This is a genomic window from Amycolatopsis thermoflava N1165, from assembly GCF_000473265.1.
Taxonomy (GTDB): Bacteria; Actinomycetota; Actinomycetes; order Mycobacteriales; family Pseudonocardiaceae; genus Amycolatopsis_E; species Amycolatopsis_E thermoflava.
Genome location: NZ_KI421511.1, coordinates 1,400,796 through 1,421,377, shown reverse-complemented (window position 1 = coordinate 1,421,377; position 20,582 = coordinate 1,400,796). Strand labels below are relative to the sequence as shown.

Here is a 20,582-nt window from a genome sequence, read left to right as displayed (position 1 = left end):
AACCCGCCCGCCACTGCCTCCACCCGCGAACAGGGCACGCCCCGCAGAACGGGTCAGCCGGCGAGCGGTCCCGAGTACCGGCGGCCGTGGCTGACCACGAGGCTCTTCATCTGGCTGTACTGGTCCAGCACCAGCCGGTGGGTCTCCCGGCCCACCCCGGTCGCCGGGGTGCAGGCGTAGGTCGCGGCCGCCGAGTACCGGTGGTAGCAGTTGGTCCAGACCCGGCTGGCCTTCACCGCGCGCCCGACGCGGTAGGCGCGGTCGCCGTCGCGGGTCCACACCCCGGCGCCGGGGCCGTTGCGCGAGTCGTTGGCGATCGCGATCGCCTGTTCCTCGTCGGTGAACGAGGTGACCGCCAGCACCGGTCCGAACAGGTCCTCCCGGAACACGCGCATCCGGTTGTGGCCCTGCAGCACGGTCGGCGCGTAGAAGTAGCCGTCGGTGAACTCGTCGCCCACGGTCACCCGGTGCCCGCCGATCAGGACGGTCGCGCCCTCGCTCCGCCCGGTGTCCACACAGGACTCCAGCCGGGCGAGCTGCTCGGGGCCGCCCCGCGGGCCGACGCGGGTGGCGGTGTCCAGCGGGTCGTCGACCACCAGCTCGGCGATCCGTTCCAGGGCCCGCCCGACGAACTCGTCGTACACCGGTTCCTGGACCAGCGCCCGTGACGGGCACGTGCACACCAGTCCCTCGTCGGAGGCGGACCGCACCATCGCGTCCACCGCGCGGTCGAGGAAACCGTCCTCGTCGGCCGGCACGTCGGCGAAGAACACGTTGGGCGAGCGGGCTCCCACGTCCAGCCACACCGGCACCAGGTTCGGCGCCGCGCAGGACAGGATCCGCCGCCCGGTGGCGGTTTCGCCGCTGAAGACGACCTTCGCGATCCGGCGGCTGCTCGCCAGGTCGCGGCCGACGCCTTCGCCCCGGCCGGTGACGATGTTGAACACGCCCGGCGGGATCACCTCGCCGATCACCTCGGCCAGCTTCAGCACCGACCACGACGCGTCCGACGCCGGCTTGACCACCGAGCAGTTGCCCGCGGCCAGCGCGGGCGCCAGGTTCCACGCCGCGACGAGCACCGGGAAATGCACGGGAAGGAACTGGGCGACCACGCCGAGCGGTTCCCGGAACTGATACGCCAGCACGTCGTCGTCGATTCCGGAGACGATCGCCTCGTCACCTCGCACGACCTCGGCGAAATAGCGGAAATGGTCGGCGGCGAGCGGAATGTCGACACCCAGGGCCTCACGAATCGGGCGCCCGGTCTCCCAGCTTTCACATACCGCCAGCATCTCGGCGTTGTCCTCGATCGCGTCCGCCGCGGCGGTGAGTATCTCGGCCCGGCGCAGGTGCGTGCACTCGCCCCAGGCGTCGCGCGCGACGTGCGCGGCGTCGAGCGCCAGCTCCAGGTCGGCGGCGCTGGAGTCGGCGGTTTCGCAGATCGTGCGCGCGGTCGCCGGGCTGATCACCGGCCGGTACCGGCCCTCGGTCGGAGCCAGCCATTTCCCCCCGATGAAATTGTCATAGCGCGGCAGCACCGGAACGGAACTGCCAGGCAACCCGGGAGGCGCGTATCTCATTTCCGAAACTCCTCACCGTGCACGACGGTCCCACCCAGCGAACGCGGTGCGCGACGCCGGGTGTAAGGGGCGAAGGTCCCTAATCCAGTGGCGAACGGGCGACGAGCACGGGACATTCGGAGTGGTGGATCAGCGCCTGCGCCGTGGAACCGAGCAACATGCCGCGGAATCCCCCGCGGCCCCGGCTGCCTGCCACGAGCAGCTGTGCCCGCGCGCTCCAGTCCAGCAGCCGCGTGCGGGGCTGGTCGCGCTCGGCCACGGCCCGCACGGACACCTCCGGGTACTTGACCCGCCACGGCGCGAGCGACCGGTCCAGCACCTCGCGCTCGGCGTCCTCGCGGGGCGCCGTGCCGAAGGGGTCGCGCACGAACCCGAACGCCTCGGCCAGGTCGAAGTCGTTCCACACGTGCACGGCCACCAGTTCCACGTTCCGCGCGGCGGCCTCCTCGAAGGCCAGCCCGATCCACGGCTCGGCCGGCGCGTACCCGTCGACGCCGACGACCACCGGCGCGTCGGACGCGGGTTCGCCGCCGCGGACCACGGTGATCGGCGAGTGCCCGTGCACGGCCAGCGCCAGCGCGGTCGACCCGATCAGCAGGTCGCGCAGCGCGCTCCGCCCGGCCGATCCCAGCACCAGCATCCGCGCGGTGTCGGATTTCTTGACCAGCAACGGGATCGGGCCGTCCAGGCTCGCCTCGACCGTCACCGGCAGGTCCGGGTCGATCCGCCAGGCCTGCCGTCGCGCGCCGGCCAGCAGCCGCTCCGCGTGCAGCTCGTGCGCGGACAGCCAGTCCCCCGGCGGGACGGCCTCGCCGGCGAAGGCGTCCGGGATGCCGAAGCCGTGCACCAGGATCAGGGGCAGGGCCATCCGGGACGCCTCCCGCGCGCCCCACCCGACGGCCCGCTGCGAACCGGGCGAGCCGTCCACGCCCACCACCACGCTGTTGCCGGCGCCTGCGAAATCCATGGTCTTCTCCTCGTCCCGGGCGGGCCGATCGCCGCACCCCCAAGCCTCCCTGGCCGCGGTCACCGGGCGAAGAGCACTTGGTCCCCGGTCGGCGAGGCCGAAGACCCCGCGAAAGTCCCTCAGGTGCTGGGCGCGACGGGCTGGCGCAGGACCGTCCGCAGCTTCTCCGGCGCGGCCCGGCGCGGGTCGCCGAGGTAGATCTCGTGGTGCAGACCGGAGTGCCGCAGCCCGTGCGCGGCGAGGTGGTCGCCGAGCCGCGCCAGCGCCGGGCCCTCGTCGTCGTAGGGCCCGATGTGCAGCAGCTGGGCGCAGCGCCCCTCGTGCAGCGTGTGGAAGCGAACTCCGCCGATCGCGGGCAGCCGCTTCTTGGCGAGCGCGGCCTGCCGCGACTGGCCGACCAGCTCCTCGTCCACCCACGGCGGCTGGCTGATCAGCATCGTCCAGTGCCAGGCGTCCTTCTCGCGCCGGGTGAAGACGCCGTAGTCCTCGGCCCACCACAGCCCTTCCAACGGCCCCACCACGAAGTCGTCCCCACCGGCGCGGCGGACGGCGAACTTGATCGTGTAGGCCACCGCGTAGAGCGCCTGGACCGCCCGCGCGTACTCCTGCGAGGTGTTCGGGTTGCCGCTGCCGTCGACGGCGATGAACCGCTGCTCGGGCACGTCCACGAACGCCCAGTCGGTGTTCTTCGGCGCGTACAGCGCCTTGAGCTCCCGTTTCGGGTCGTAGCCGGGCATCGTCAGGAGTCCCCTTCCAGTGTGGCGCGGTACTCGGTCAGCCACCGCTGCTCGGCGGCGAGCTGGTGGAGCGAGAAGTCGAAGATCGCGCGGACGAAACCGGGCACGTCGGGCTGGGCGTCGGCGGCGCGACGGAGGGCGCCGAGGCGTTCGTCCAGCGCGGCGGCGCGCGCGGCGAGCGCCGCCCGCAGGCGGTCCGGCGGGATGAGCGGCTGGCTGGCCAGGCCGACCAGGACCGGCGGGAACACCGGCCGCAGCTCGGCGACGGCCGCCTCCGCCTCGGCCGCGCACACCCGGCGGCCCTCCGGCGTCGGCCCGAACACCTTGCGCGCCTTGGCCCGTCCGGTGCCCGCACTCGCGACCTCGGTGATCAGCCCGCGGTCACGCAGACGCCCCAGCAGGTAGTAGATCGAGCTGAACCCGATCTCGGTCCACTCCCGCATGCCGCGGGCGGTGATGACCTCGTCCAGCTCGTAGCCGTGCCGGGGCCGCTCGACGAGCAGGCCGAGCAGCGTCAGCTCGGCGGGGGTCAGTTCGGGCACGCACTTACTCTAGCACTAGAACAACTACTCCACGGTGACGCTCTTGGCGAGGTTGCGCGGCTTGTCGATGTCCCGGCCGAGCTTGCGCGCGGTGTGGTAGGCCAGCAGCTGGAGCGGAATGGTCAGCAGGACCGGGTCCAGCTCCGGGCCCACGGACGGGATCCGGACCACCTCGTCGGCGCCCGGCACCGCCAGTCCGGTCGTGGTGACCGCGACGACCGGCCCGCCGCGCGCCTTCACCTGCTCGATCGTGCCGAGGTTCTTCGCGGCCAGCTCGTCGTCCGGGATCAGCACCACGCTCGGCATCGCGGGGTCCACCAGCGCCAGCGGACCGTGCTTGAGCTCCGAGGCCTGGTAGGCCTCCGCGTGCACGTACGAGATCTCCTTCAGCTTCTGCGCGCCCTCGCGCGCCACCGGCCAGCCACGCACCCGGCCCAGGAAGAACACGTGCTCGGCGTCGGCGAACCGGCCTGCCAGCGACGCGATCCGGTCGGACTCCGCGAGCACCTGCCCGATCCGCTCCGGCAGCTCCGCCAGCGCGCCCGCGATCCGCCTGCCCTCGGCCAGCGACAGGTCGCGGACCCGGCCGAGCGTGAGGGCGAGCAGCGCGAACGCCACCGCCATGTTCGTGAACGCCTTCGTCGACGCCACCGAGATCTCCGGGCCGGCGTGCAGGAACACGCCGCTGTCGCACTCGCGCGCGATCGCCGAGCCCACGACGTTGACCGCACCGACCACCCGGCCGCCCTTGCGCTGCAGCTCCTCCACCGTGGCGAGGGTGTCGGCGGTCTCGCCGGACTGGCTCACCGCGATGTAGAGGCAGTCCGGGTCCACCACCGGGTTGCGGTAGCGGAACTCGGCGGCCGGTTCCGCGTCGGCGGGCACCCGCGCCAGCTCCTCGACCAACCCGGCGCCGACCTGCCCGGCGTAGTAGGCCGATCCGCAGCCGAGGAACTTGACCCGCCGGATGCCGCGCAGCTCGCGGGCGGTGAACCGGAGACCGTCCAGGCGCGCGGTGCCCAGCCGCTCGTCGAGCCGCCCGCGCAGCACCCGCTGCGCGGCCTCGGGCTGCTCGGCGATCTCCTTCGCCATGTAGTCCGGGTACCCGCCCAGCTCGTAGTCCCCCGGCACCTCCTCCACGACCGTGGGCTGCCGGTCGGCGCCGCCGCTGGTCTCGAAGCCGTCCGCGCGGATCGTGGCCAGCTCGCCGTCCTCCAGGTAGACGACCTGCTGGGTGTGCCGGACCAGCGCGGCCAGGTCGGAGGCCACGAACATCTCGTGGTCGCCGAGCCCCAGCACGAGCGGGCTGCCGTGCCGGGCGGCGACCAGCACGTCCGGGCGCTCGGCGTCGAGCACGAGGAGCCCGTAGGTGCCCTCGACGTCGGCCAGCGCCGCGCGCACCGCCTCGGTGAGCGTGCCGCCGCGTTCCGCCGCGGCGGCGATCAGGTGGGCGAGGACCTCGCTGTCGGTGTCGGAGACCAGCCGCACGCCGGACGCGCTCAGCGCGGTGCGCAACGCGGTGGCGTTCTCGATGATGCCGTTGTGCACCACCGCGATCCGCCGTCCGGCGTCGGTGTGCGGATGGGCGTTGGTGGCGGTCGCGGGGCCGTGCGTGGCCCAGCGGGTGTGCGCGATTCCGGTGGTGCTGCCCGCCAGGTTCGCGGTGAGCCGGGTCAGCTCCGCGACGCGCACGGCGGCCTTGCGCACCAGCAGCCTGCCGTCCCTGGCGAGCGCGACGCCTGCCGAGTCGTAGCCGCGGTACTCCAGCCGCCGCAGGCCTTCCAGCAGGATCGGCAACGCGGGCCGACGGCCCAGGTACCCCACGATTCCGCACATGGCGCGCCTTCCCTTCCGCGGCGGGATGCTGTCGAAGTCGCCCGTCCGGCGACCGTCGTTACCGGAGTTCCCGCGGCGGGCGCGTCGTGCCCGGGTCCGTTTTCCGCTGCGGCAGGATGGCGGCATGAGCGACGGGGACTTGTTCGGCGCGGTCGGGCCGCGGCTGCGGGCGCTGCGCAAGCAGCGGCGCGTCACGCTGGCGCAGCTGGCCGAGGCGACCGGGATCTCGGTGAGCACGCTGTCGCGGCTGGAGTCCGGCGGGCGGCGGCCGACGCTGGAACTGCTGCTGCCGCTGGCCCGCGTCCACCAGGTCACCCTCGACGAGCTGGTCGGCGCGCCGGAGACCGGGGACCCGCGGGTGCACGCCAAACCGGTCGTGCGGTTCGGCGTGACGATCGTGCCGCTGACCCGGCGGCCGGGCGGGCTGCAGGCGTTCAAGATGATCTACCCGCCCGGGAAGCCCTCACGCGAGCCGGAGCAGAAGGTGCACGAGGGCTACGAATGGATGTACGTGCTCTCCGGGCGGCTGCGCCTCGTCCTCGGTGACCACGACGTGATCCTGACGCCCGGGGAGGCCGCGGAGTTCGACACCCGCACCCCGCACTGGTTCGGCAACCCCGGCCCGGAGCCGACCGAGATCCTCAGCCTGTTCGGACCGCAGGGCGAACGGCTGCATGTCCGGGCACGACCGAAAGGTGAGTCATGAGCGACTTCGACGCCGGTGCGATCCGGGTGATCGCGTGCGACATCTTCGGCACCACGGTGGACTGGTACAGCGGCGTGCGCGACCAGGTCGCGCCGGTCTTCGCCGCGGCCGGGATCGACGTGGACGCGGGCGAGTTCACCTCCGCGTGGCGGGACAGGTACCTGCCCTCGATGCGCCGAGTGCAGGACGGCTCGCGGGACTGGGCCGTCCTGGACACGCTGCACCGCGAGTCGCTGGACGCGCTGCTCGACGAGCACGGCGTGTCCCTCGGCGAGGACGACCGGCGCCGGCTGGTGCGCGCCTGGCACCGGCTGCCCGCGTGGCCGGACGCCACGGCGGGCCTGGCGCGGCTGCGCTCCCGGCACGTCGTGGCGGCGCTGTCGAACGGCGGGTTCGCGCTGCTCACCCACCTGGTGAAGGACGCCGCCCTGCCGTTCGACTGCATCCTGTCCGCCGAGCTGGCCCGCGACTACAAGCCGTCCGCGACGGTGTACCGGACCGCGGCCGGCCTGCTGGACGTAGCGCCCGGCGAGGTGCTGATGGTCGCCGCGCACGCCTGGGACCTGGCGGGGGCACGGTCGGCCGGCCTGCGCACCGCGTTCCTGGAGCGGCCCGCCGAGAAGGGCCCGCACCGCCAGGCCGACCGGCCCGGGGACTTCCCCGCCGATCTCGTCGCGGCGGACTTCCCGGAGCTGGCCGGCCTGCTGGGCTGCTGAACGCCGCGCCGTATAGGTCGTTATACGGCCTCAGCCGTCGACCTGGGACGGGTCCATCCAGATGATCTCCCAGTTGTGACCGTCCGGGTCCTCGAACACGCGCTGGTACATGAACCCCTGGTCCATCGGGTCGCGGGTCTCCCGCCCGCCCGCGGCGACCGCCTTGTCCACCAGGGTGTCCACGGCCTCCCGGCTCTCGGCGGACAGGGCCAGCAGCACCTCGGTGGACTTGGCGCTGTCGATGATCTGCTTGTCGGTGAAGGTCGTGAAGAAGTCGTGTCTCAGCAGCATCGCGTAGATCGTGTCGCTGAACACCAGGCAGGCCGCGTTCTCGTCGGTGAACTGCGCGTTGAACTCGTACCCCAGGTCGGACCAGAACTTCTTGGCCCGGTCCAGGTCGGCGACGGGCAGGTTCACGAAGATCATCTGATTCGTCATCCCCGTACCCTATGACCGTTTCACCGCCGCGCGCTTCTCCTATCTTGCGCTTCCACCGACTCGCACCGGCTTCGCGGGCACACCGGTCTCACGGCGGCGTCGAGGACGGCGAGTTCCCGCTGGAAGCGCTGCGCAAGGAGCTGCTCGAAGAGACCGGCTTCGTGCTCGACGGCGGCCTGCCGCCGCACGTGTGGCGTCGGGAAGCGCCCGCGCCGCCGGAGCTGACCAGCCACCACGCGGTCGCCGACGACGCCCGGGGGATCCACACGGCCGTGCCCGGCGGGGCGATCCTCATGCGGCACAACAGGATCCGGTCGTCGTCGTCCAGCATGACCGCCCGCATCCCGTGCCGCACCCGCATCGGGTCAGGATAGCGGGGCCGGTCACGCCTCCCGGTCCAGTTCGCCCGTCACGTCGAGCGGGATCAGCGGCGCCGGTCCGGCCAGCTCGCTCGCCGGCGCCGGATGGTAGGCGAAGTTCTTCGCCCTCGCGCCGCCGTCGACGACCAGGTCGCAGCCGGTGATCAGGCGCGCGTAGTCCGAGCACAGCCACGCCACCGCGTGCCCGATGTCGGTCGGGGTGCCGGTCGTGCCCATCGGCACCAGCGGCACCCGCTCCCCCGCCCACCGCGACGGGCGGCGCCACTCCTCGTCGCCGTCCGCGCCGCCGATCCCGGCCCGGCGCGGCCTGTCCAGCACGCCGCCCGACCCCTGCTCCGCGATCAGCGCCGGATTGTCCGGGGTCGGCGCGGTCGGGGTGAAACTGTTGACCCGGATCCCGTACGGCGCGAGGTCCATCGCCGCCGCCCGGACGAAGTTGTTGACCCCGCCCTTGTGGAAGGCGTACGCGATCACCCCGGCGCTGCCGGACCACCCGTTGGACGACGAGATCGCCACGATCGAGCCGCGGATCCCCCGCTCCGCCATGTGCCTGCCGACCAGCTGGGTGTTGAGGAAGTTGCCCATCGCGGCCACGTTCACCGCGCGCTGGAAGAAGGCCGGGCTCTCGTCCAGCACCCCGCGCCCGCCGAGCAGCGCCGCGTTGTTGACCAGGATGTCGACGTGCCCCCAGACGTCCACGACGGTCGCGAGGTACTCGCGGACCTGCTCGGGGTCGGTCACGTCGCCGGGGACGGCCATCGCCGTGCCGCCGTTGCGCTCGATCCGGTCGGCCGCGGCCTTCGCCGCCGCCGGGTCCAGGTCGTTGCAGGCCACCTTGGCGCCGTAGCGGGCCAGCGCGAGCGCGATGCCGCTGCCGATGTTCGGCCCGGCGCCGGTCACCAGCGCCACTTTGCCCTCGAGCGAGATCTCCATCAGACGTCCTCCTCCGGGAAGTGACAGGCGGCCTGGTGGCCGGGCGCGAGCTCGCGCAGCAGCGGCGTTTCCACCGCGCACCTGTCCCGCGCCCGCGGGCAGCGGGTGCGGAACCGGCAGCCGCTGGGCGGTGAGATCGGCGACGGCGGCTCGCCGCGGATGGTGACCGGACGGCGGTTCGCGGCCGCGTCGGCGTCCACGTGTGGGATGGACTCCAGCAGCGCGACCGTGTACGGGTGCCTCGGCGCGCGGTAGATCTCCTCCGCCGGGCCGATCTCGCACAGCTGCCCGAGGTGCATCACCCCGACCCGGTCGCTGACCTGCTTGACCAGCGCCAGGTCGTGCGAGATGAACAGGTAGGACAGTCCCAGCTCCGACCGCAGCCGCTCGAACAGGTTCAGCACCTGCGCCTGGATCAGCACGTCCAAAGAGGACACAGCCTCGTCGCACACGATCAGCGCCGGGTCGAGCGCCAGCGCGCGGGCGATCGCGACCCGCTGGCACTGCCCGCCGGACAACTCGTGCGGACGCCGCCGCCCGAACGTGTCCGGGTTCAGGCCGACGAGGTCCAGCAGGTCCCGCGCCCGGCGGCGCCGCTCGGCGGCGGGCGCGGTGCGGTAGCCGACCATCGGCTCCTCGACGATGTCGGTGACGCGCCACCGCGGGTTGAGGGAGCCGAACGGGTCCTGGAACACCATCTGCACGTGCCGGCGGGCGTCCGCGAGCCGGCGCCCCGTCACGGTCGCGAGGTCCACCCCGCGCAACCGCACCGAGCCCGCCTTGGGCCGCGGGGCCTGCAGGATCGAGCGGGCCAGGGTCGACTTGCCCGAGCCGGTCTCCCCCACCACGCCGAGCGTCTCACGCGGGCGGACGTCGAACGACACGTCGGACAACGCGTGCACCACCCCGCCCCGCGTGCCGCCCCGGCCCCGGACAGTGAACTCCTGGACCAGGTTGCGTGCCACCAGCAGCGGTTCCTCCACAGTGGTCATCGGTCCGCTCCGTCCAGAGTGGACCGGGCGCGCCCGCGCACCGTGCATCCCGTCACCGGTGTCATGCGTCCTCCTCGCAGGGGTGCCAGCACGCCCACGCGTGTCCCGGCTCGTGTTCGGTCAGCGGGGGCGCCTCGGCCACGCAGTCGGACGCGGCGCGGTCGCAGCGGGGCGCGAACGGGCACCCGGGCGGCAGGTTCGTCAGGTCCGGCGGCTGGCCGGGCGTGACCGGCAGCTCGGCGTGCGGCGGTCGCTCCACCCGCGGGATCGCACCCAGCAACGCCTTCGTGTACGGCATCCGCACCCGCGAGAACAGCGCCGGCGCCGCCGCGTACTCCACCGCCCGACCCGCGTACATCACGATCACGTCGTGTGCGTAGGTCGCCGCGAGGCCGAGGTCGTGGCTGATCAGGATGATCGCCGTGCCGAGCCGCTCCTGCAGTTCCAGCAGCAGCTCCATGATCTGCGCCTGCGTGGTCACGTCCAGCGCCGTGGTGGCCTCGTCGGCGATCAGCAGCTTCGGGTCCGCCGCCAGCGCGATCGCGATCATCACCCGCTGCCGCATGCCGCCGGAGAGCTGGTGCGGGTACTCGTGGAACCGCCGCTCCGGGGCAGGCAACCGCACCAGTTTCAACAGGTCCATCGCGCGGTCCCGCGCCGCGCGCCGGTCGTGGTCGCCGTGCGCGCGCACCGCCTCGGTGATCTGCACGCCGATCCGCATCGTCGGGTTCAGCGACCGCGCCGGGTCCTGGAACACCATCGCCAGGTCCGCGCCCCGGTGCCGCCGCATCCGCCGCTCCGGCAGGCCGAGCAGCTCGACGCCGCGGTAGCGCGCCGATCCGGTGATCCGCGCCGTGGGCGGCAGCAGGCCCATCAGCGCCCGCGAGCTGACCGACTTGCCCGACCCGGACTCGCCGATGATCGCCAGCGTCCGGCCCGCCTCCAGCCGGTAGGACAACCCGTTGACCGCCCGCACCGTGCGTCCCCGGGCCGCGAACGTCACGTGCAGGTCCTCGACCTCCAGCAGCGTCCCGGTCCGCACGGACGCCGGCGTGGTCAGTTCGTCGATGCTCATCGGCCGCTCCAGCGTCCCCGTAGCGTCTCGCCCAGCAGGTTGAATGCCAGGACGGTCACAAAGAGCGCCAGGGACGGCCAGACCACGAGCATCGGCGTCGCCGACAGGCTCGCCTGTCCCTGGGAGATCATGTTGCCCCAGCTCGGTGCGGGCGGCGGGATGCCGAGGCCGAGGAAGCTCAGCGCGCCTTCGATCACGATGACGATGCCCATGCCGAGCATCGAGAACGTCACCAGCTGCGGCGCGATGTTCGGCGCGAGGTGCCGGAACAGCATCCGCCACACCCGGGTGCCGGACAGGTGCGCGGCGACCATGAACGGCTGCTCCCGCAACCGCAGCGTCGCCGCACGGGAGATCCGCGCGAACGCCGGCACCGAGAAGAACGCCAGCGCCAGGATGGTGTTCACCTGGCTCGGCCCGAGGCTCTGCGCCACCGCCAGGGTCAGCACCAGCGACGGGAACGCGATCAGCACGTCCAGCACGCGCATGATCACCGCGTCCACCGCGCCGCCCAGGTAAGCGCTCACCGCGCCGAGCGTGCCGCCTGCCAGCAGGCCCAGCACGTTGACCGCGACACCGACGATCAGCGACGACTGCCCGCCGTGCAGGAGCCGGGACCACACGTCGTTGCCGTTGGGGTCGGTGCCCAGCAGGTGCCCCGGCGAGAACGCGGGCAGGTTCGACTCCAGCACGTCCCCGCCGATCGGCTCGGGCACGGAAGCGACCAGTGGCCAGAGGAAGCACGCGCCGAACACCAGCGCCAGCAGGGCCAGCGGGACGCCCAGTTCGACGTGCCGCAGCCAGCCCCGCACGCGTGACGGGCGCGCCGCGGGCAGCGCCGTGGGCAGATCAACCGTCGCCATAGCGGATCCTCGGGTCGAGTACGGCGTAGAGCAGGTCGGTCAGCAGGTTGGCGGCCACCGCGACCACGGCGAAGACCACCACGCAGGCCTGGACCACGACGAAGTCGCGGCTGTTGATGGCCGACAGCAGCATCTGCCCGATGCCGGGCAGGGCGAAGATCTGCTCGATGATCACGGTCGCGCCGATCATCGTGCCCAGGTTGAGCCCGACCACGGTGATCAGCCCGAACGCCGAGTTGCGGAAGGCGTGCCGCAGCAGCACCTGCCACGGCCCGATCCCCTTCGCCCGCGCCGTGGTGATGTAGTCCTCGCCGTGCAGCTGGTCCACCAGGTCGCCGCGCAGGAACCGGGTGTAGAAGCAGAACAGCGGGAACGCGATCGCCAGCGCGGGCAGGAACAGCGAGTGCAGGTTCGCGCCCAGCCCCTGCTCCAGCGGCACGAACCCGATGGCGGGGAACACCGCCAGCTGCACCGCGAACACCAGCACGAGCAGCAGCGCGAGCACGTAGTTCGCCAGGGACAGGCCGGTGATGCTGACCAGCATGCTCACCCGGTCGGTGAGCCGGTTGGGGCGGCGCGCCGCGATCAAGGCGACCGGGATCGCCAGCCCCAGTGACAGCACGAACGCCAGCCCCACCAGCTCGCCGCTGACCGCCAGCCGGGAACCGAGCTCGTCGGTCACCGGCTGCCCGCTGACCAGCGAGTTCCCAAGGTCGCCGGTGACCGCGCCGCCGAGCCAGTCCAGGTAGCGCACCACCGCGGGCCGGTCCAGCCCCATCTGCTGGTTGAGCGCGGCGATCTGCTCGGGCGTGGCCTCCGGGCCCAGCAGCAGCTGCGCCGTGTCGCCCGGGATCAGGCTCAGCACCGCGAAGGTGAGGACGCTGACGCCGAGCACGATGGGGACGGCGGTGAGCAGCCGCCGGGCCACCAGCCGCAGCGCCGGTGAGGCCAGTGGCCCCGGCAGCCGCCGCGGCGCGCCGATCGCCGTCACCGGCTCGTCCAGACCTGGTCCCACAGCACCCCGGTGTTGACCAGGACCGGCGGGATCTTCGTGGTCAGCCCGGGCCCGTGCACGCCGGCCGCGGTGACGTTGGCCGGGGCGAACGCCAGGATGTAGGGGGCGTAGGCGTTGTCGCTGATCCGCTTGCCCGCCTGCAGGTACAGCGTCTCCCGCGTGGCCGGATCGACGGTGGCCGCGGCCTGGTTGAGCAGGTCGTCCAGGGCCGGGTCGCTGACGCCGCTGAACGACGAGGTGGCGGCGAAGCGGAACCCGACGCCGACCCCGGCCGCGGGGTCCCACGCCCCGGCGGTCTGCAGCATGGCCTGCCACTTGTTCGAGTTGAAGTTGCCGATCAGGGCGTTGAGCTGGTCGGAGTGGATGGTGGTCTTGATGCCCACGGCCTCCCACTGGCTCTGCAGCGCGGTCATCACCTGCTCGGCGACGTAGCTCTTGAGGGTGCCGAGGTCGACGGTGAGCCCGCCCAGCTCGGCGACCAGGGCGCGGGCCTTGTCCGGGTCGTAGGTGCGGTACCCGTCGATGGTGTCGTGGTGGAATAGCCCGCCCGGGCCGGTGAAGGTCTGCGCGGCCGGGTACCAGTCCTTGAACAGTCCCTTGCGGATCGCGTCCACATTGGTCGCGTAGTAGACCGCCTCGCGCGCCTTCTGGTTGTCGAACGGCGCGGTCTTCGTGTTGAGCTGGATCAGGTACGGCGACGTGGGCGGCTGGATGGTGACGGTCAGCTGCTTGTTCGCCTGCGCCTGCTCGATCAGCGGGGTGGTGTTCATGCCCTCGTAGGCGTGCGCCTGCCCGGCCAGGATCGCCTGGTAGGCGGGCTGGTCGCCGCCGACCGACTTGAACGTCAGGTTGTCCAGGTAGGGCAGTCCGGGCTTGAAGTAGTTCTCGTTGCGGGTCAGCTTCAGCTCCGAGGACAGCTGGTTGGACACCACCTTGAACGGGCCCGCGCCGACCGGGGTGATCTTGAACTGCTCCGGGCCCATCCGCTGCAGCGCGGTGGGCGAGGCGATCCAGTTCACGTTGGACACCACCATCGAGTTGATCACCGCGCCGTACGGGCGGGTGAACCGCAGCACGACGGAATTGCCCTCGACGCTGATGCCGTTCTGCTCGGCCAGCGGCCAGCGCGGGGCGCAGGTGCAGGTCGAAGTGATGTTGCGGCGGAAGTTGAAGGCGACCGCCTCGGCGTCGAAGGGCGTGCCGTCGCTGAACTTCACGCCGTCGCGGATGGTGATGCGGATGGTGCGGTCGCCGTCGGCCAGCTCGTAGCCGCTGGCCAGTTCCGGGACGACGCGAGCGTTGCCGCCGTCCTCGTCGGCGGTCAGCGCGAACAGGCCGCCGAAGATCGCGTTCATCTGGGACAGGTTCGCGCCGCCGGTCGTGTTGGTCGCCGGGTCCAGTCCGCTGGGCCAGGCCCCGGCGAAGGAGTTCAGTTCCAGCACGGTGATGCTCCCGCCGCGTTGCGGGGGCCCGGCGGCCGCGCCGCCCTGACCGGCCTGGCCCCCGCCGCCACAGGCGGCGAGGAGGAGCAGCGCCGCGAAGGCGGCGAGGAAACGTGGGATGGGTGTGCGCATGTCGATCTCCCGCTTCGTTGCGGAGCCGCCATCGGGTGGGGGTGGGGAGGTGTGTCGCGCCAGTGCTCGTGGACTCAGTGCTCGTGCACGATGACGCCGCGGATGTTCTTGCCGTCCAGCATGTCCTGGTAGCCGTCGTTGACCTGGTCGAGCGTGTAGCGCCGGGTGATCAGCTCGTCCAGCTTCAGGTCGCCCGAGCGGTACAGGCCCAGCAGGCGGGGCACGTCGTAGAGCGGGTTGCTGTCGCCGAACAACGCGCCGCGCAGCTGCCGCTGGTAGCCGATCAGCATGCCGGCCGGGAAGTGCACCGCGCGCTCGTCGATCCGGCCGACGGCGGTGACGGTGACCTTGCCGCCCTTGCCGGTGACCTGCACGGCCGCGTTGACGATCTCCTCGGTGAGCACGCCGGGGGTGCAGATGGCGTGGTCGGCGAGCTGGCCCCAGGTGGTTTCGACGACGAAGTCGTGTGCTTCCTTGGCGGTGGCGAAGGTGTGGGTGGCGCCGAAGACCTTCGCCATGTCCCGCTTGAACTCCACCGGATCGACCACGACGACGTTCTTCGCCCCGGCGTAGCGCGCGCCCTGCACGGCGTTGCTGCCGACGCCGCCGGCGCCGTAGATCACGACGGTCTCCCCGGCGCGCACGCCCGCCGCGTGCACCGCGGATCCCCAGCCGGTCGGCACGCCACAGCCGACCAGCGCGCCGATCTCGAACGGGATGTCGTCAGGCAGGCGCAGGCAGGCCCACTCGGACACCACCGCGTACTGCGAGAACGTGCCGAGGGTGCAGAACCCGCCGAAGTCCTCGCCGCCGGCGTGGAAGCGGAACGTGCCGTCGGCGAACATGCCGGTGGAGGCGTTCTTGCCCTCGTCGCACATGTTCTGGTGCCCGGTCGAGCAGGGACGGCACTTGCCGCAGGCGGGGATGTAGGAGCAGACGATCCGGTCGCCGGGTTTGACCCGGGTGACGTGCGGGCCGACCGACTCGACGACGCCTGCGCCCTCGTGGCCGCCGACGATCGGCAGCCGCACCGGGGCGTCGCCCTTGGTGATGTGGTCGTCGGAGTGGCACAGCCCGGCCGCGTGGAACTTGACGCGCACCTCGTGCGCCTTCGGCTCGTCCAGCTGCAGCTCGGTGATCTCCCACGGGCGGTGGGGCGCGCGGGCGACGGCGGCGCGGGTGGTGATGCTCATGTCGCGATCCCCTTCAGTGCTCGTGGACGATGACGCCGCGGATGTTCTTGCCGTCGAGCATGTCCTGGTAGCCCTGGTTGACCTCGTCCAGCGCGTAGCGCCGCGTGATCAGCTCGTCCAGTTTCAGGTCGCCCGAGCGGTAAAGCCCCAGCAGCCGGGGCACGTCGTAGAGCGGGTTGCAGTTGCCGAACAACGCGCCCTGCGCCCGCCGCTGGTAACCGATGAACAGGCCGGCGTTGGCGTCGATCCAGCCGCCGCCGACGGCGGTGATGGTGACCTTGCCGCTCTTGCCGACGACGTCGAGCGCGCGGGCGATCACCTCGTCGTGCAGGACGCCGACGGTGATGATCGCGTGGTCGGCGAGCTGGCCCCAGGTGGTCTCGACCACGAAGTCATGCGCTTCCTTGGCATCGGCGAAGGTGTGGGTCGCGCCGAAGACCTTCGCCATGTCCCGCTTGAACTCCACCGGGTCCACCACGACCACGTGCTTGGCGCCGGCGTAGCGCGCGCCCTGCACGGCGTTGCTGCCGACGCCGCCCGCGCCGTAGACCACCACGGTCTCCCCCGCGCGCACGCCCGCCGCGTACACCGCCGAGCCCCATCCGGTCGGCACGCCGCAGCCGACCAGCGCGGCGATCTCGAACGGGATGTCCCGCGGGATCGGGATGCAGGAGAACTCCGACACCACGGCGTACTGCGAGAACGTGCCGAGCACGCACAGCCCGCCGAAGTCCTCGCCGCCCGCGTGGAAGCGGAACGTGCCGTCGGGGAACTCCCCGGTGGAGGCGTTCTTGCCTGCGTCGCACAGGTTCTGGTGCCCGGTGGAGCAGTAGCGGCACTGGCCGCACGCCGGGATGAAGGAGCAGACGACGTGGTCGCCGACCGCGACGCGGGTGACGTCCGCGCCGACGGCCTCGACGACCCCGGCGCCCTCGTGCCCGCCGACCACGGGGAAGCGCATCTGCGCGTCGCCCTTCTGGATGTGGTCGTCGGAGTGGCACAGGCCGGCCGCGTGGAAGCGGATCCGGACCTCGTGCGCCTTCGGCTCGTCCAGGTCGAGGTCGATGATCTCCCAGGGGCGCCGGGGTTCCCGGCACACCGCGGCTCGCGTGGTGATGGTCATGAAGGTCCCCGTTCGCTGACGTGGGGTGGCTCGACCCACCTTCGCTTCGGGCCACCGGCGGCACCAGCGCCCTTTCCACGTCACGAAAACCTTGCGCGCGGCCGGGCTCAGGCCGCCCTGATCACCTCCTCGGCCACCCACCCGGCGACGCCCGGCGGGTAGGGCGCGGCCAGACCGAGGACGAAGTGGGTGAAGCCGGCGTCGGCGGCCGCGCCGATCGCCTCGCGGGTGTCGCCGGGCCGCTCGTAGGAAACCGGCAGGTGGATCGACCGCGTGATCGCGGCCGGGTCGCGGCCGATCTCGCGGCAGTACCGGTCCAGCAGGGCGCTGCGCTCGACGGCGTCGTCGAGGTCGCCACCCGGGATGTTCCACAGGTCCGCGTGCTCGGCGACCACCCGCAGCGTCGCCTTCGCGCGGCCGCCGACGAGGATCGGCGGTCCGGGACGTTGCACCGGTTTCGGGTTGCCGAACGCTCCGGTGAGTTGGACGTGGTCGCCGTCGAAGTCGAACGGCTGCTCGTCGGTCCACAGGCGGCGGATGACGGTGAGCGCCTCGGCGAGGCTCGCGGTGGCGTCCGCGGCGTCGTGGAAGGGCAGGCCGTGTGCCTCGTACTCGCGGCGGGCGAGCGGGTGACCCGGCCGCGAGCCGACGCCGATGCCGAAGTCGAGACGGCCGCCCGCGACGACGTCCACGGTGGTGGCGATCTTGGCCAGCACCGCGGGCGGGCGGAACCGGTTGCTCGTCACGAGTAGTCCGAGGCGCAGGCGGCTGGTCTGCGCGGCCAGGGCGGACAGCAAAGTCCAGCCTTCGAGGACCGGGCCGTGCGGATCGCCCGCGATCGGCATGAGGTGGTCGAACAGCCAGGCGTGCTCGATCTCGGGGATGGCGTCGGCCTCGCGCCAGACGCGGCGGATGTCGTCGTAGCCGGCCTGCATGGGCGCGGTCATGATGCCGAAACTGGGCATGGGGTTCCTATCGGCGTCGCCGCAGCGACGGGTCGAGCAGCGCGGGCCGGGTGTCGACCTTCTCGCCGGGAGCGAGGTCGGTGCCGGGGGCGACGATCGAGTCGATGGCGTCGAGCACGTCGGCGGGCAGCACCACGTCGGCGGCCGCGAGCTGGGAGTGCAGGTGGTCCAGGGTGCGCGGGCCGATGAGCGCGGTGGTCACGGCCGGGTGCGCGAGCACGAAGCCGAGCGCGAGCTGGATCATCGTCAGGCCGGCCTCGTCGGCGACCTTCGCCAGCTGCTCGACGGCCTCGAGCTTGGCCCGGTTGACCGGCAGGGTGGTGTCGAAGCGCTCGGGCATGTTCGCGGAGCGGTTGGTGCGGAACTCGCGGTCGGCCCGGATGGCGCCGGAGAGCCAGCCCGACGCGAGCGGGCTCCACACCAGCACGCCCATCCCGTACTGCTCGGTGACCGGCAGGACGTCGGCCTCGACGGCCCGCTGCAGGATCGAGTAGCCGGGCTGCTCGGTGGCGAACCGGCCCAGGTGGTGCTCGCGGGCCGCCCACTGGGCCTGCACGATGCGGTACGCCGGGTACGTCGACGAGCCGAAGTAGCGGATCTTGCCCGCGCGCTGCAGGTCGGTCAGGGCCGAGAGGGTCTCCTCGTCGCTGGTCGCCGGGTCCCAGCGGTGGATCTGGTAGAGGTCGACGTGGTCGGTCCCGAGGCGGCGCAGACTGCGGTCCAGCTCGGTGACCAGCCAGCGGCGGGAGGCGCCGCGGTGGCTGTGGTCGTCGTCGACCGGCAGGCCCGCCTTGGTGGCGAGCACGAGGTCGTCGCGGCGGCTTGCGATGGCGCGGCCCACGATCTCCTCCGAGCCCGGGTAGAAGTCGGCGGTGTCGATCAGGTTGACGCCGGCGTCGAGCGCGGCGTCGACGATGGCGTTCGCCTCGTCCTGGGTGGTGCGGCCGATCGCGCCGAAGTTCATCGCGCCGAGCGACAGGGCGCTGACGCGTACGCCGGTGTGGCCCAGGGTGCGGTACTGCATGGCGGTGTCCCCTCTATGCTGGGAGCAAGCGGAACGTTGCTCCGCTACCACGATACGGAACCTTGTTCCGCTTAGCAAGGAGGTGTGCGTGGCCGACGAGGGGAAGCCAGCCCGGACCAAGCGGGCGGACGCCCGGCGGAACGAGAAGGCCCTGCTGGACGCGGCCGCCGCGGTGTTCGTGCGGGCGGGCGTGGACGCACCGGTGCGGGACATCGCCGCGGAGGCCGGGGTCGGGATGGGCACGATCTACCGCCACTTCCCCACCAGGGCGGACCTGATCATCGCCGTGTACCGGCACCAGGTCGACGCCTGCGCCGAGGCCGGTCCGGCGCTGCTGGCGAGCGAGGCGCCGTACGAGGCGCTGCGGAAGTGGGTGGACCTGTTCGTGGACTTCCTGGTGACGAAGCACGGCTTGGCGGGCGTACTGCAGTCCGACGAGGCGGGCTTCGCCGCGCTGCACGCCTACTTCCTGGAGCGGCTGGTCCCGGTGTGCGCGAACCTCCTCGAAGCCGCGCGCGCCGCGGGCGAGATCCGCCGGGAGGTCGAGGCGTACGCCCTGATGCGCGGCGTGGGAAACCTGTGTGTCGGCGCGGACTCGGACCCCCGCTACGACGCCCGCCGCCTGGTGGAACTGCTGATCGCCGGGCTGCGCTGAGTCAGCACCCCAGCGCCGCGCGCGCCGCGGGGAACCAGCTCGCCAGGAACGCCAGCAGCGCGTCCCGCGGTGGTGCGGCCTCCGACTGGACGAGACCCACGAACAACCGCGGCTGTCCGGCGTGCGTGCATTCGGCCGCTGCTTTGGCCCCGCGGTCCGCCACCGCGGTCACGTCGCCCGCGCCGTCGACGAGGACGGGGTTCCCGAGCCGCCGAAGGCCGTCGTCGTCCAGGGACACCGCGGCGGTGCCACGGTCGGTGATGTCGGCCGCGAGGTAGAGCACGGTCGACCCGTCCACGCTCAGCCGGCACGACACGCTGCCCTGCCCCTTGTCGGTGAAGCTCTCGGTGATCCCCTCACCGCCCGGCAGGAGCGACGCCAGCGCGGCGGCGTCCACCGGAACGCCGCACACGTGATCCGGCACGGCGTAGCCGCGATCGGCGGCGCACCCGCCGACGGCCAGCAGCCCCGCGAACGCCAGCACGCCACCGAAGTTGATCGACACACCCGGGACCCTAACCCGCGCGGCCGGACAGCCCCGCGCCCCTGCGCGCACGGTCCGCCGCCCAGCGCGCCCGCCACACCGCGTGCCGCAAGCCGCGCAACCGCGACCGGGCACAGGGGAACGAACAGAAATCCGCGGGCGCCGACGCAGCCAATACCCAGCAGCCCGGCGTCAGCGCCCCGCGGCCGCCGGCAACTCCAGCGCCTGCAGCGCCCCCACCAGCGGCGCCAGCTCCGGCAGCTCCTCCGCCGCCGCCAACGCCTCCGTCAGGGCCCGGTCATGGGTGGGCCGCGCGGCGGCCAACAACTCCCGCCCCGCCGCGGTCACCTCCGTGTAGATCCCGCGGCGGTCGGTCGGGCACAGGTAGCGCTGCAGCAGCCCCCGGTCCTCCAGTCTGCTGACCAGCCGCGTGGTCGCGGACTGGCTCAGCACGACGGCACTGGAGAGCTGGTTCATGCGCAGGTGGAAGCCGTCCTGGCGGGACAGCACCTCCAGCACCGTGTACTCGCTCACGGACAGCTCGTGGTCACGTTGCAGCGCGCGCTCCAGCCGGTCCTCGATCCGGGCGTGCAGCGCCGCCAGGGTTCGCCAGCCGTGTGCGCGGGCTTCGACCGCGTCGTCGGGCAGTGACACGCTTCACCTCTTCCTCGCAGGCCCCCAGTCTACTTGCCTGCTAGTCTAGCCGTCGTTGGCAATAACCCGCGTCTGCAACTATTGCGAGAGCGGGTAGTTGCTCAAGCTGATCCCCAAGCTCTGACGAGGA

22 protein-coding genes are annotated in these 20,582 nt (G+C 72.3%); 4 read left to right on the top strand and 18 right to left on the bottom strand.

Translation table 11 applies throughout. The features are described 5' to 3' along the window. Positions 1–53: 53 nt before the first annotated feature. From AMYTH_RS0107060 to glmS, 5 genes are all read right to left on the bottom strand, one after another. On the bottom strand, positions 54–1,580 hold the full coding sequence (locus AMYTH_RS0107060; RefSeq protein ID WP_051362584.1) for an aldehyde dehydrogenase family protein: 1,527 nt from the start codon (positions 1,578–1,580) through the stop codon (positions 54–56). A 79-nt stretch (positions 1,581–1,659) separates the two neighbouring features. Beyond that, positions 1,660–2,547 (bottom strand): universal stress protein, encoded by an 888-nt coding sequence (locus AMYTH_RS0107055; protein ID WP_027929705.1) that lies wholly within the window; start codon positions 2,545–2,547, stop codon positions 1,660–1,662. A 119-nt stretch (positions 2,548–2,666) separates the two neighbouring features. Further along, positions 2,667–3,284: a GyrI-like domain-containing protein gene (locus AMYTH_RS0107050; protein ID WP_027929704.1), complete on the bottom strand. Its 618-nt coding sequence runs from the start codon at positions 3,282–3,284 to the stop codon at positions 2,667–2,669. 2 nt (positions 3,285–3,286) lie between these two features. Further along, complete coding sequence (locus AMYTH_RS0107045; protein ID WP_027929703.1) at positions 3,287–3,826, bottom strand: PadR family transcriptional regulator; 540 nt, start codon at positions 3,824–3,826, stop codon at positions 3,287–3,289. Positions 3,827–3,850: 24 nt separating this feature from the next. Continuing rightward, positions 3,851–5,662 (bottom strand): glutamine--fructose-6-phosphate transaminase (isomerizing), encoded by a 1,812-nt coding sequence (gene glmS / locus AMYTH_RS0107040; protein ID WP_027929702.1) that lies wholly within the window; start codon positions 5,660–5,662, stop codon positions 3,851–3,853. A 124-nt stretch (positions 5,663–5,786) separates the two neighbouring features. On the opposite strand from glmS, the gene AMYTH_RS0107035 reads away from it, so the two are divergent. After that, complete coding sequence (locus AMYTH_RS0107035; protein WP_027929701.1) at positions 5,787–6,368, top strand: helix-turn-helix domain-containing protein; 582 nt, start codon at positions 5,787–5,789, stop codon at positions 6,366–6,368. Continuing rightward, on the top strand, positions 6,365–7,084 hold the full coding sequence (locus tag AMYTH_RS0107030) for a haloacid dehalogenase type II (RefSeq protein ID WP_027929700.1): 720 nt from the start codon (positions 6,365–6,367) through the stop codon (positions 7,082–7,084). The genes AMYTH_RS0107035 and AMYTH_RS0107030 overlap by 4 nt, the downstream gene beginning before the upstream one ends. A 30-nt stretch (positions 7,085–7,114) precedes the next feature. Here AMYTH_RS0107030 and AMYTH_RS0107025 read toward each other — a convergent pair whose 3' ends face one another. After that, a complete protein-coding gene (locus AMYTH_RS0107025) occupies positions 7,115–7,522 on the bottom strand; it encodes a VOC family protein (RefSeq protein ID WP_037322367.1) in 408 nt (135 codons plus the stop codon). Positions 7,523–7,566: 44 nt separating this feature from the next. Between AMYTH_RS0107025 and AMYTH_RS50195 the strand changes: the two genes are divergently transcribed. Beyond that, the gene (locus tag AMYTH_RS50195; protein WP_051362583.1) at positions 7,567–7,896 is read left to right on the top strand and encodes an NUDIX domain-containing protein; all 330 of its coding nucleotides are present in this window, start codon (positions 7,567–7,569) and stop codon (positions 7,894–7,896) included. A 9-nt stretch (positions 7,897–7,905) separates the two neighbouring features. Here the strand turns inward: AMYTH_RS50195 and AMYTH_RS0107015 are convergent, their stop codons facing one another. The 10 genes from AMYTH_RS0107015 to AMYTH_RS0106970 form a co-directional block, all read right to left on the bottom strand. Beyond that, positions 7,906–8,835 (bottom strand): SDR family NAD(P)-dependent oxidoreductase, encoded by a 930-nt coding sequence (locus tag AMYTH_RS0107015; RefSeq protein WP_027929698.1) that lies wholly within the window; start codon positions 8,833–8,835, stop codon positions 7,906–7,908. Beyond that, the gene (locus tag AMYTH_RS0107010) at positions 8,835–9,827 is read right to left on the bottom strand and encodes an ABC transporter ATP-binding protein (RefSeq protein ID WP_027929697.1); all 993 of its coding nucleotides are present in this window, start codon (positions 9,825–9,827) and stop codon (positions 8,835–8,837) included. Before AMYTH_RS0107010 ends, AMYTH_RS0107015 begins: the two co-directional genes overlap by 1 nt. A gap of 61 nt (positions 9,828–9,888) precedes the next feature. After that, positions 9,889–10,902 carry an ABC transporter ATP-binding protein gene (locus AMYTH_RS0107005; protein WP_027929696.1) on the bottom strand — a complete coding sequence of 338 codons (1,014 nt, stop codon included), beginning with the start codon at positions 10,900–10,902 and terminating at the stop codon, positions 9,889–9,891. Continuing rightward, complete coding sequence (locus tag AMYTH_RS0107000; RefSeq protein ID WP_027929695.1) at positions 10,899–11,765, bottom strand: ABC transporter permease; 867 nt, start codon at positions 11,763–11,765, stop codon at positions 10,899–10,901. The genes AMYTH_RS0107005 and AMYTH_RS0107000 overlap by 4 nt, the downstream gene beginning before the upstream one ends. Further along, positions 11,752–12,780 carry an ABC transporter permease gene (locus AMYTH_RS0106995; protein WP_027929694.1) on the bottom strand — a complete coding sequence of 343 codons (1,029 nt, stop codon included), beginning with the start codon at positions 12,778–12,780 and terminating at the stop codon, positions 11,752–11,754. The genes AMYTH_RS0107000 and AMYTH_RS0106995 overlap by 14 nt, the downstream gene beginning before the upstream one ends. Then, positions 12,753–14,354 carry an ABC transporter substrate-binding protein gene (locus tag AMYTH_RS0106990; RefSeq protein WP_027929693.1) on the bottom strand — a complete coding sequence of 534 codons (1,602 nt, stop codon included), beginning with the start codon at positions 14,352–14,354 and terminating at the stop codon, positions 12,753–12,755. Before AMYTH_RS0106990 ends, AMYTH_RS0106995 begins: the two co-directional genes overlap by 28 nt. Positions 14,355–14,428: 74 nt before the next feature. After that, positions 14,429–15,547 (bottom strand): NDMA-dependent alcohol dehydrogenase, encoded by a 1,119-nt coding sequence (locus tag AMYTH_RS0106985; protein WP_027929692.1) that lies wholly within the window; start codon positions 15,545–15,547, stop codon positions 14,429–14,431. Positions 15,548–15,560: 13 nt separating this feature from the next. Then, positions 15,561–16,670 carry an NDMA-dependent alcohol dehydrogenase gene (locus AMYTH_RS0106980; RefSeq protein WP_027929691.1) on the bottom strand — a complete coding sequence of 370 codons (1,110 nt, stop codon included), beginning with the start codon at positions 16,668–16,670 and terminating at the stop codon, positions 15,561–15,563. A 107-nt stretch (positions 16,671–16,777) separates the two neighbouring features. Next, a complete protein-coding gene (locus AMYTH_RS0106975) occupies positions 16,778–17,635 on the bottom strand; it encodes an LLM class flavin-dependent oxidoreductase (protein WP_027929690.1) in 858 nt (285 codons plus the stop codon). 7 nt (positions 17,636–17,642) lie between these two features. After that, a complete protein-coding gene (locus AMYTH_RS0106970) occupies positions 17,643–18,659 on the bottom strand; it encodes an aldo/keto reductase (RefSeq protein WP_027929689.1) in 1,017 nt (338 codons plus the stop codon). An 88-nt stretch (positions 18,660–18,747) separates the two neighbouring features. Here AMYTH_RS0106970 and AMYTH_RS0106965 point away from each other — a divergent pair, with 88 nt between their 5' ends. Next, positions 18,748–19,314, top strand: a complete 567-nt coding sequence (locus tag AMYTH_RS0106965) for a TetR/AcrR family transcriptional regulator (protein WP_027929688.1) — start codon at positions 18,748–18,750, stop codon at positions 19,312–19,314. Between the two features lies 1 nt (position 19,315). Here the strand turns inward: AMYTH_RS0106965 and AMYTH_RS44205 are convergent, their stop codons facing one another. Continuing rightward, a complete protein-coding gene (locus AMYTH_RS44205; RefSeq protein WP_051362582.1) occupies positions 19,316–19,819 on the bottom strand; it encodes a hypothetical protein in 504 nt (167 codons plus the stop codon). A 171-nt stretch (positions 19,820–19,990) separates the two neighbouring features. After that, the gene (locus AMYTH_RS0106955) at positions 19,991–20,452 is read right to left on the bottom strand and encodes a MarR family winged helix-turn-helix transcriptional regulator (protein WP_027929687.1); all 462 of its coding nucleotides are present in this window, start codon (positions 20,450–20,452) and stop codon (positions 19,991–19,993) included. Positions 20,453–20,582: the final 130 nt, after the last annotated feature.

Bases quoted from the DNA above. Each gene is read 5' to 3' on its own strand.
- AMYTH_RS0107060 (WP_051362584.1), bottom strand. From the start codon at position 1,580: ATGAGATACGCGCCTCCCGGGTTGCCTGGCAGTTCCGTTCCGGTGCTG.
- AMYTH_RS0107055 (WP_027929705.1), bottom strand. From the start codon at position 2,547: ATGGATTTCGCAGGCGCCGGCAACAGCGTGGTGGTGGGCGTGGACGGC.
- AMYTH_RS0107050 (WP_027929704.1), bottom strand. From the start codon at position 3,284: ATGCCCGGCTACGACCCGAAACGGGAGCTCAAGGCGCTGTACGCGCCG.
- glmS (WP_027929702.1), bottom strand. From the start codon at position 5,662: ATGTGCGGAATCGTGGGGTACCTGGGCCGTCGGCCCGCGTTGCCGATC.
- AMYTH_RS0107035 (WP_027929701.1), top strand. From the start codon at position 5,787: ATGAGCGACGGGGACTTGTTCGGCGCGGTCGGGCCGCGGCTGCGGGCG.
- AMYTH_RS0107030 (WP_027929700.1), top strand. From the start codon at position 6,365: ATGAGCGACTTCGACGCCGGTGCGATCCGGGTGATCGCGTGCGACATC.
- AMYTH_RS0107025 (WP_037322367.1), bottom strand. From the start codon at position 7,522: ATGACGAATCAGATGATCTTCGTGAACCTGCCCGTCGCCGACCTGGAC.
- AMYTH_RS0107015 (WP_027929698.1), bottom strand. From the start codon at position 8,835: ATGGAGATCTCGCTCGAGGGCAAAGTGGCGCTGGTGACCGGCGCCGGG.
- AMYTH_RS0107010 (WP_027929697.1), bottom strand. From the start codon at position 9,827: ATGACCACTGTGGAGGAACCGCTGCTGGTGGCACGCAACCTGGTCCAG.
- AMYTH_RS0107005 (WP_027929696.1), bottom strand. From the start codon at position 10,902: ATGAGCATCGACGAACTGACCACGCCGGCGTCCGTGCGGACCGGGACG.
- AMYTH_RS0107000 (WP_027929695.1), bottom strand. From the start codon at position 11,765: ATGGCGACGGTTGATCTGCCCACGGCGCTGCCCGCGGCGCGCCCGTCA.
- AMYTH_RS0106990 (WP_027929693.1), bottom strand. From the start codon at position 14,354: ATGCGCACACCCATCCCACGTTTCCTCGCCGCCTTCGCGGCGCTGCTC.
- AMYTH_RS0106985 (WP_027929692.1), bottom strand. From the start codon at position 15,547: ATGAGCATCACCACCCGCGCCGCCGTCGCCCGCGCGCCCCACCGCCCG.
- AMYTH_RS0106980 (WP_027929691.1), bottom strand. From the start codon at position 16,670: ATGACCATCACCACGCGAGCCGCGGTGTGCCGGGAACCCCGGCGCCCC.
- AMYTH_RS0106975 (WP_027929690.1), bottom strand. From the start codon at position 17,635: ATGCCCAGTTTCGGCATCATGACCGCGCCCATGCAGGCCGGCTACGAC.
- AMYTH_RS0106970 (WP_027929689.1), bottom strand. From the start codon at position 18,659: ATGCAGTACCGCACCCTGGGCCACACCGGCGTACGCGTCAGCGCCCTG.